The sequence below is a fragment of the Pseudonocardia sp. McavD-2-B genome (assembly GCF_024124365.1).
GTDB lineage: Bacteria > Actinomycetota > Actinomycetes > Mycobacteriales > Pseudonocardiaceae > Pseudonocardia > Pseudonocardia alni.
Genome location: NZ_JAMXSG010000241.1, coordinates 1 through 9,315, shown reverse-complemented (window position 1 = coordinate 9,315; position 9,315 = coordinate 1). Strand labels below are relative to the sequence as shown.

10 protein-coding genes are annotated in these 9,315 nt (G+C 75.9%); 7 read left to right on the top strand and 3 right to left on the bottom strand.

The genetic code is table 11. The annotated features are described in order from the left end of the window. Positions 1-513, bottom strand: a 513-nt coding sequence (locus NH602_RS24090; RefSeq protein WP_253068974.1) for a DNA glycosylase AlkZ-like family protein, incomplete at its 3' end; no start/stop codon positions are given. 93 nt (positions 514-606) lie between these two features. Here NH602_RS24090 and hisD point away from each other — a divergent pair. The 6 genes from hisD to NH602_RS24060 all read left to right on the top strand — a co-directional run bounded on the left by hisD (position 607) and on the right by NH602_RS24060 (position 6,590). Next, positions 607-1,935 carry a histidinol dehydrogenase gene (gene hisD / locus NH602_RS24085; RefSeq protein WP_100880254.1) on the top strand — a complete coding sequence of 443 codons (1,329 nt, stop codon included), beginning with the start codon at positions 607-609 and terminating at the stop codon, positions 1,933-1,935. Beyond that, the gene (locus NH602_RS24080) at positions 1,932-3,053 is read left to right on the top strand and encodes a histidinol-phosphate transaminase (RefSeq protein WP_253068973.1); all 1,122 of its coding nucleotides are present in this window, start codon (positions 1,932-1,934) and stop codon (positions 3,051-3,053) included. The genes hisD and NH602_RS24080 overlap by 4 nt, the downstream gene beginning before the upstream one ends. An 11-nt stretch (positions 3,054-3,064) precedes the next feature. Then, positions 3,065-3,664, top strand: a complete 600-nt coding sequence (gene hisB, locus NH602_RS24075; protein WP_208623216.1) for an imidazoleglycerol-phosphate dehydratase HisB — start codon at positions 3,065-3,067, stop codon at positions 3,662-3,664. Positions 3,665-3,700: 36 nt separating this feature from the next. After that, a complete protein-coding gene (locus NH602_RS24070) occupies positions 3,701-4,753 on the top strand; it encodes an LLM class flavin-dependent oxidoreductase (RefSeq protein WP_253068972.1) in 1,053 nt (350 codons plus the stop codon). A gap of 53 nt (positions 4,754-4,806) precedes the next feature. After that, positions 4,807-5,613: a helix-turn-helix domain-containing protein gene (locus NH602_RS24065; protein ID WP_179760337.1), complete on the top strand. Its 807-nt coding sequence runs from the start codon at positions 4,807-4,809 to the stop codon at positions 5,611-5,613. Positions 5,614-5,801: 188 nt separating this feature from the next. After that, complete coding sequence (locus tag NH602_RS24060) at positions 5,802-6,590, top strand: SDR family oxidoreductase (RefSeq protein ID WP_179760336.1); 789 nt, start codon at positions 5,802-5,804, stop codon at positions 6,588-6,590. A 140-nt stretch (positions 6,591-6,730) separates the two neighbouring features. On the opposite strand, the gene NH602_RS24055 is transcribed toward NH602_RS24060, so the two are convergent. Then, on the bottom strand, positions 6,731-7,375 hold the full coding sequence (locus NH602_RS24055; protein WP_179760335.1) for a response regulator transcription factor: 645 nt from the start codon (positions 7,373-7,375) through the stop codon (positions 6,731-6,733). Then, positions 7,366-8,577: a sensor histidine kinase gene (locus tag NH602_RS24050; protein ID WP_253068971.1), complete on the bottom strand. Its 1,212-nt coding sequence runs from the start codon at positions 8,575-8,577 to the stop codon at positions 7,366-7,368. Before NH602_RS24050 ends, NH602_RS24055 begins: the two co-directional genes overlap by 10 nt. 110 nt (positions 8,578-8,687) lie before the next feature. On the opposite strand from NH602_RS24050, the gene NH602_RS24045 reads away from it, so the two are divergent. Then, positions 8,688-9,315 (top strand): ABC transporter ATP-binding protein (locus NH602_RS24045; protein WP_253068970.1); only part of this gene is annotated, 628 nt, incomplete at its 3' end.

Sequence of the window (9,315 nt, the reverse complement as noted above, 5' to 3'; positions counted from 1 at the left end):
GTGCGCGGGCTGGGTCCCGCCGCCGGGCAGCGTGACCCGCCGAGCGGCGAGGTCGGGCAGCGCGGCGCCGACCGCGCGGGCCGGGGTCGGGCCGTGCTCGCGCAGCAGCGTCAGCACCCGGTCGGCGGCCTCGGCGTACCAGGCCTGCGGGTCGTCGACGCCGTCCGCCGCGAGCTGCCGCAGCAGGTCACGGCGCTGCACCGCGGCGACGTCCACGGTGGCCGCGTGGTGGGCCAGGGCGGCGTGGGCACGACTGAACACCCACAGCGTGCGGCGCATCGCGTGGTGGCGCAGCAGGGTCCGGTCCTCGTGCAGCGCCGCCGCGACCGGCGCCAGCGACGGCGTCGCCATCCGGGCCGCCGCCGACAGGTACACCGAGACCGGGTCGGTGGAGTGCAGCGCGACCAGGTCGTCGCTGATCGCGACGACGTCGTCGGTGCGGGTGTGCGGGGCGAGCCGGTGCCGGGTCACCAGCCGGGCCCGGCGTTCGGCGTCGCTCACGTGGCGGGTCACGCCGCGGAGACTGCCACGGCCCACCGACGGCGAGGACGTGGCTCACCCCGCCGGGATGGGACCGTGCCGGACCGCCGCCGTATCCTGGGGGCCATGCTCCGCCGCCTCGACCTGCGAGCCGAACCGCTGCCCCGTCCGGCCACCCTGCGCGGCATGATGCCGCGCGCCGAGCTGGACATCGACGCCGCTCTGGAGCGTGCCCGCCCGCTGGTGGAGGACGTGCGCGACCGCGGCGCCGCCGCCGCGCTGGACGCCACCGAGCGCTTCGACCGGGTCCGTCCGGAGACCGTGCGCGTCCCGGCCGAGGCGATCTCCGCCGCCCTGCGCGATCTCGACCCGGACGTGCGCGCGGCACTGGAGACCTCGATCGAGCGCGCCCGGATCGTGCACGCCGAGCAGCGCAGGCCCGACGTGGTCACCCAGGTCGTCCCCGGCGGCACCGTCACCGAGCGGTTCGTCCCGGTCCGCCGGGTCGGGCTCTACGCCCCGGGCGGGCTGGCGGTCTACCCGTCGAGCGTGATCATGAACGTGGTCCCGGCGCAGGCGGCCGGCGTGGAGTCGCTGGTCGTCGCCTCCCCGGCCCAGGCGGAGTTCGGCGGACGCCCGCACCCGACGATCCTGGCGGCGGCCGCGCTGCTCGGCGTCGAGGAGGTGTGGGCCGTCGGCGGCGCCCAGTGCGTCGCGCTGCTGGCCTACGGCGGCACCGATACCGACGGCGCCGAGCTGGAGCCGGTCGACATGGTCACCGGCCCCGGCAACGTCTACGTCACCGCGGCCAAGCGGATGCTGCGCGGCCTGGTCGGGATCGACGCCGAGGCCGGCACCACCGAGATCGCGATCCTCGCCGACGACACCGCGGACGCCGCGCACGTCGCCGCTGACCTCATCTCGCAGGCCGAGCACGACCCGAACGCCGCATCGGTGCTGGTCACGACCTCCGACGCGCTGGTGGAGCGGGTCGAGGCCGAGCTGGAGACCCGGGTCGGCGCGACCAAGCACACCGAGCGGGTGCGCACCGCGCTGACCGGGCCGCAGTCCGGGGTCATCCTGGTGTCCTCGACCGCCGACGGGGTCGCCGTCGTCGACGCCTACGCCGCCGAGCACCTGGAGATCCAGACCGCCGACTCCGGGGGCGACGCGGCGAAGGTCCGCAACGCCGGTGCGATCTTCGTCGGGGCCTGGTCGCCGGTGTCGCTGGGCGACTACTGCGCCGGGTCGAACCACGTGCTCCCGACCGGGGGCTGTGCGCGGCACTCCGGCGGGCTGTCGACGGCGACGTTCCTGCGCGGCATCCACGTCGTCGACTACGGACGCGCGGCGCTGGCCGAGGTCGCCGGCCGGGTCGTGACCCTGGCGAACGCCGAGGATCTGCCCGCCCACGGCGAGGCCGTGACCGCCCGGTTCGAGGGGGCCGGGGCGTGACCGCCGGGTCGACGGTCCGGCTCGCGGACCTGCCGCTGCGCGAGGACCTGCGCGGGAAGAGCCCGTACGGCGCGCCGCAGCTCGACGTCGCGGTGCGGCTCAACACCAACGAGAACCCGTACCCGCCGCCGCCCGAGCTTGTCGCCGACGTCGCCGCCTCGGTGGAGGAGGCGGCCCGTGAGCTGCACCGGTACCCCGACCGCGACCTCGTCGCGCTGCGGGGCGATCTCGCCGCCTACCTGTCCCGGCAGACCGGGGTCGAGCTGACCACGGCGAACCTGTGGGCCGCGAACGGGTCCAACGAGATCCTCCAGCAGATCCTGCAGACCTTCGGCGGTCCCGGCCGGACCGCGCTCGGCTTCGTGCCCAGCTACTCGATGCACCCGATCCTCGCCTCCGGTACGCAGACCGAGTTCGTCCCGGTGCCGCGCCGCGACGACTTCACCCTCGACATCGACGCGGCCGTCACCGTCCTGGCCGAGAAGGCCCCGGACGTCACGTTCGTGACCAGCCCGAACAACCCGACCGGGCAGTCGGTCGCCCCGGCCGACCTGGCCCGGCTGGTCGACGCCGCCCCCGGCATGGTCGTCGTCGACGAGGCCTACGCCGAGTTCGCCGAGGCCACCGGCCGCCCGAGCGCCACGACCCTGCTGGCGACGCACGGCCACAAGCTCGTGGTGTCGCGGACGATGAGCAAGGCGTTCGCCTTCGCCGGCGGTCGGCTGGGCTACCTCGCCGCCGCGCCCGCGGTGATCGGCGCACTCCAGCTCGTGCGACTGCCCTACCACCTGTCGGTGCTGTCGCAGGCCGCCGCGCGGGCCGCGCTCCGCCACGCCGAGGCCACCCTCGGCTCGGTGGCGCTGCTCGCCGCCGAGCGGGACCGGATCTCCGGCGAGCTGGCCGCCGCCGGCTACGACGTCGTCGCCTCCGACGCCAACTTCATCCTCTTCGGACGCTTCGCCGACGCCGGCCGCGCCTGGAAGGGGTTCCTCGACCAGGGCGTGCTGATCCGCGACGTCGGCATCCCCGAGCGGCTGCGGGTCACCGTGGGCACGCCGGAGGAGAACGACGCCTTCCTCACCGCCGCCACCGACCTCGCCACCCAGGAGCTGTTGTGATGACCGACAAGGTGAGCCGCATCGGACGCGTCGAACGCGTCACCAAGGAGACCCGCATCGTCGTCGAGATCGACCTCGACGGCACCGGGCGCACCGACATCACCACCACGGTCCCGTTCTTCGACCACATGCTCGACGCGTTCGGCAAGCACGGCAGCTTCGACCTGTCCGTGCACGCCGAGGGCGACATCGAGATCGACTCCCACCACACCGTGGAGGACGTCGCGATCGTGCTGGGACAGGCGATCCGCCAGGCGCTGGGGGACAAGAAGGGCATCCGCCGCTTCGGCGACGCCTGGATCCCGATGGACGAGGCCCTCGCCCAGGCCGTCGTCGACGTCTCCGGCCGGCCCTACACCGTGTGCACCGGCGAGCCGGAGATGATGCGCGGCTTCGTCGTCGGCGGGCACTACCCGACCGTGCTGAACAAGCACGTGTTCGAGTCCCTGGCCTTCCACGGGCACCTCGCCCTGCACGTCCGGGTGCTCGACGGCCGCGACCCGCACCACATCACCGAGGCCGAGTTCAAGGCCGTCGCCCGCGCGCTGCGGGCCGCGACCGAGCCCGACCCGCGGGTCACCGGGGTGCCGTCCACCAAGGGCGCCCTCTGACGGAATGTTGAGCCCTCAACTTCTGTTGCAGAGGGCATGACGAAGATCGGGTTCCTGTCGTTCGGGCACCACGGAGAGGTCCCCGGGTCCCGGACCCCCACCGCCGCCGATGCGCTGCGCCAGACCGTGGAGCTGGCGCGTGCCGCGGAGGACATCGGCATCGACGGCGCCTTCGTGCGCGTGCACCATTTCGAGCGCCAGCTGGCCGCGCCGTTCCCGCTGCTCGCAGCGATCGCGGCGACCACCAGCCGGATCGAGATGGGCACCGGCGTGATCGACATGCGCTACGAGAACCCGCTCTACATGGCCGAGGAGGCCGCCGCGACCGACCTGCTCTCCGGCGGGCGGCTGCAGCTCGGCGTGAGCCGGGGCTCGCCCGAGATCGCGCTGAACGGCGCCGAGGCCTTCGGGTACCGGCCCGCCGACGGGCAGACCCACGCCGACGCCGCCCGCGCCAAGGCCGAGGTGTTCCTCGCCGCTATCCGCGGTGCCGGGGTGGCACCCGCCGACCCGTCCCGCACCCGCGGGCGGCACGTCGCGCTGCCGGTGCAGCCGCAGTCCCCGGGCCTCGGCGACCGGATCTGGTGGGGCGCGGGGACCCGGGCCACCGCCGAGTGGGCCGCGACCCAGGGCATGAACCTGCAGAGCTCGACGCTGCTCACCGAGGACACCGGCGAGTCGTTCGACCGGCTGCAGGCCGAGCAGATCCTGCGCTACCGCGAGGCCTGGGCCGCCGCCGGGCACGACCGCGCCCCGCTGGTGTCGGTGTCGCGCAGCGTCATCCCGGTCACGACCGACCTCGACCGCCGCTACTTCGGTGAGCGCGGCGAGGACGACCAGGTCGGGGTCCTCGACGGCGCCCGGTCCCGGTTCGGCCGCAGCTACGTCGGCGACCCGGACCGGATCGCCGCCGAGCTCGCCGAGGACGTCGCCGTGCGGGAGGCGGACTACGTGCTGTTCACCGTGCCCAACCAGCTCGGTGTCGAGTACAACGCGCACCTGCTGCGCTCGATCGCCGAGCGGGTCGCCCCGGCGATCGGCTGGGCGCCGGCCGGTCACCAGGTGGCGGCGGCGGTTCCCAGCAGCTGAGGCGGGCCGGGTAGCGGCGCGGGCCGGGGGCGCGGGCGTCCTAGGGTGGGTCCGTGGCCGGACCCACTGCGCTGAGCACCTACCTACAGGCGCGGCGGGCGCTCGTCACCCCCGCCGAGGTCGGGCTGCCCGGCACCGGCACCCGGCGCGCCCCGGGGCTCCGCCGCGAGGAGGTGGCGACGCTGGCGGGCATCAGCGTCGACTACTACGTGCGGCTGGAGAAGGGACGCGACACCAACCCGTCGGCCCAGGTCCTCACCGCGCTCGCCCGCGTCCTGCAGCTCGACGCCGCCGCCACGGCCCACCTGCACGGGCTCGTCCGGCCGGGGGAGCCGGACACCCCCGGCCCGGCCGGGGAGGAGGTGCCCGAGGGCAGCCGGCTGCTGCTCGACGCCGTCGGCCTCCCCGCGTTCGTCGAGAGCCGCGCCTTCGACGTGCTCGCCGCCAACGCGGCTGCCGGGGCGCTCTCTCCGGCGATCCGCCCCGGCGCCAACCGGCTCCGCTCGATGTTTCTCGACGACGCCGAGCGCGCCCTGCACCCGGACTGGGACCGCGACGCCGCGACGATGGTGGCCGAGTTCCGGGCGTCGCTCGGTCGCGACCTGACGACCCCCGCCGTCGCCACCCTGGTCGAGGAGCTGTCGGCGGCGAGCGCGACGTTCCGCGAGGTCTGGCGACGCCACGACGTCGACCTGCTCACCGGGGCCGTCGTGCGCTGGGAACATCCACGGGCCGGGGCCCTGGCGCTGCGCCGGGTCAACTACCCGGTCCCGGGCACCCGGGGCCAGGTGCTGGTCGTGTACTTCGCCGCACCCGGCGGCGACGACGCCGAGCGCCTGGCCCACCTCACCCCCGGCTGATCGCGGGTCCGCGCGGAGATCCGCCCCTCGTGCGCGTCCGGACGCACGCGGACGGCGGATCTGCACGCGCACCGCGGATCACCGGGTGGGGGCCCTGCGAGGACCCCGAACGACGGGGCCTGTGCACCCGCCCCCCGGCCGGGCCAGGCTGGTGGGGCGATCACCGACCACCCGGAGGAACGACACCCGTGAGCCCCCTCGCCCTTGTCACCGGCGCCACCTCCGGCATCGGCCGGGCCTTCGCCGAGCGCCTCGCCGCCGACGGGTACGACCTGATCGTCGTCGGACGTGACACCGCGCGCCTCGACGTGTTCGCCGCCGGGCACCCCGGCCACGACGTCGAGACCGTCACTGCGGACCTGTCCACCGACGCCGGCATCGACCGGGTCGCCGGCCTCGCCGCCGAGCGGCCCCTGGACCTGCTGGTCAACAACGCAGGCGTCGCCCACTACATGCCGCTGACCGACCTGCCCGCGGCCCGGGCCCGGGAGCTGCTGGGCGTCAAGGTCGTCGCCCCGACGATGATCTCCCGTGCCGCGGTCGGGCCGATGGTCGCCCGCGGGTGCGGCGCCGTCGTCAACGTCGCCGGCATGATCGCCTTCAGCGGTCCCGCGCCCGCCGCGGCCGGGCCGCCGCGCGCGGTCTACGGAGGCTCGCTGGCCCACCTCGTGGTCTTCTCCCAGCTGCTGGCCACCGAGGTCGCCGACGCCGGGGTCCGCGTCCAGGTCCTGTGCCCCGGTGTGGTGGCCACCGAGTTCCACACCCGTCAGGGCCTCGACCTGAGCGCCGTCCCGCGGATGAGCCCCGAGGACGTCGTCGCCGCCTGTCTGCGGGGGCTCGAGCTCGGCGAGGTGGTGTGCGCCCCGGGTGTCGAGGCCGCGGGCCTGCTCCGGTCCGCGGCCGAGGCGGGGCTCGCCGCGTTCGCCGGACAGAGCACGGAACTGGCGACGCGCTACCGCCGGGCCCCGGCAGGTTGAACGGCCCTCGACCCATGATCATCAGTACGTCAGCGTTGTCGCGAACCGGTGGAGCAACGCTGACGTACTGATGATCATGCCGACGCGGCGCGCCCGGTGGTGTCCGACGCCGGGCCCGGCGGGCCGCCCGCGGGCGGGTGTCACCCCGCCGACCGGAGCCAGGCCAGCACCGCCAGCACCCGACGGTGCCCGGGGACGTCCGCAGGCAGGTCGAGCTTGGTGAACACCGACCGGACGTGCTTGTTCACCGCTGCGTCGGATACCACCAGTGCCGCGGCGACCTCGGCGTTCGACAGGCCCTGCGCCATCAGATCCAGGACCTCACGCTCGCGCGGGGACAGCCGCGCGACCGGATCACGGCGTCGACGTACCAGCCGGGCCACCACCTCCGGATCCAGCACCGTCCCGCCCGCACCGACCCGCTCGACGGCGGCGACGAACCCGGCCACGTCGGCCACGCGGTCCTTCAGCAGGTAGCCGATGCCGGCGCCGTCGCCGGTGTCGAGCAGCTCCTCCGCGGCGACCGGGGCGACCACCTGGGACAGCACCAGCACGGGCAGGCCGGGGTCGGCCCGGCGCAGCTCCACCGCGGCCCGCAGCCCGCTCTCCGGGCCCGCGGGCATCCGGACGTCGGTCAGGACCAGGTCGGGCCGGTCGGCCCGGACCGCCGCCAGCAGGGCCGGGGCGTCGCCGACCGCGCCGACGACGGTGTGGGAGAACCGCGTCAGCACCCCGACGATCCCGTCGCGCACCAGCACGGAGTCCTCGGCGACGGTCACCCGCACGGCAGCTCCACCCGCAGCAGGGTCGGTCCGCCCACCGGGCTGGACAGTCGCAGCCGCCCGCCGGCGAGGGCGACCCGCTCGGCGAGCCCGGACAGACCGGTCCCGCCCGCCGGGTCGGCGCCGCCCCGGCCGTCGTCGCGGACCTCCAGGACGAGCTGGTCGGCGTGCCGGCCCCCGCCGATCGAGGCGGTGGTGGCACCGCTGTGGCGGGCGATGTTGGTGAGCGCCTCGGTGAGCACGAAGTACGCGGTCCCGGCGACGGCCGGGGGCAGCTCGGCGGGCAGGTGCAGGCCCACCTCGACCGGCACCGGGCATCGCCGGGCCCGGTCCGCGACGGCCACGGCGAGCCCGTTGTCGGCCAGCGTCGCCGGGTCGAGCCCCCGGACCAGGTCACGCAGCTCGGTCAGCGCCAGCCCGAGCTCGTCGCGGGCCGTGTCGAGCCGTGCCGCGCAGGCCGAGCCGTCGACGGCGTCGAGGCGGGCCAGACCGAGGGTCACCCCGAGCGCGACGAGCCGTTGCTGGGCGCCGTCGTGCAGGTCCCGCTCGATCCGGGCCCGTTCGGTCGCGAACGCGCCCAGCAACCGCCGGGTCGCGACGTCGGACAGGTCGGGGCCCAGCTCGGTGCCGCGCGGACCGAGGACGGTGCGGGTCAGGGTCGCCCGTGCCCCGGCCCACGCGGTGACCGTCCACGGGGTCGCGGCGAGCAGCAGGACCCCGAGCGCGACGAGCGGCAAGGCGGTCGGGTCGTCGACGGGGGAGACGAACAGCAGCACCGGCAGGACCAGGGAGAAGCCGAGGACGCCGGCGTCGAGCGCGGCCAGCGCGGTCGCGGCGAGCAGCGCGAACCCGATCTCGCGCCGGGTCAGCGGGGCCCGCCACCGGGCCGCCGACCACCACCGCCCGGCGGGGCGCGGCGGGGCCGGCAGTGGTGCGGTGTCGACCAGGCGCAACCGGGCCCGCTCCAGAACGGCGAGCGGCCGGCCCGCCAGGCCCACGGACACCACCAGGACGACGGCGGTGCCGGCGGCGACCCACGGTCCGCCGAGGACGAGCCCGGACGTCACGACCGCGACGACGCCGACGAGCCCGGCCCCCAGCAGCGCACCGGTCAGGAGGAAGGCCAGCGAGCGCCACGGCCACGCCGTCGCGAGGAACCTCAGCGGCTGCTGGTCCACCGCCTGCCAGGCCGTCACGATCCGCACGCCGGGCAACGTAGCCGGACACCCGCTCCGGGCGCGGTAGCGCAGGCACTACCCCGGAACTCCCGTCCGGGTGACCGCGTGGGACCCGGCCCCGGCGGTCCACTCGGCACATGCCGACCACGACGATCGAGCTCCACGACCTGCACCACGTCCACCGCCCCCGCGGGGCGCCCCCGGTCCGCGCACTGGCCGGGGTCTCGCTGCGGCCCCGGCCCGGCACCGTGGCCGCCGTGATGGGCCCGTCGGGATCGGGCAAGTCGACCCTGCTCCACTGCGCTGCCGGGCTGCTCGTCCCCACGTCGGGCCGCGTGCTGCTCGGCGGCACCGACCTGGCGGCGCTGTCCGAACGGCGACGCACGCTGGCCCGCCGGGAGCGCACCGCCGTCGTGTTCCAGGCGTTCAACCTGGTCGCCGCGCTGACCGCGGCCCAGAACGTCGCCCTGCCCGCGCGGCTCGCCGGGCGCCGGGTCGAGCGCCGCGCCGTCGCCGCGGCCCTCGACGAGGTCGGGCTGGCCGACCGGGCCGGGCACCGTCCGGCCCAGCTGTCCGGCGGGCAGCAGCAGCGCGTCGCGATCGCGCGCGCCCTGCTCACCCGGCCCGCGGTGCTGTTCGCCGACGAGCCGACCGGCGCGCTCGACTCGGCCGCGTCCACCGGAGTGCTGGCGCTGCTCCGCCGCTGCGCCGTCGACGGCGGCGCGACGACGCTGATGGTCACCCACGACCCGGCGGCCGCGGCCT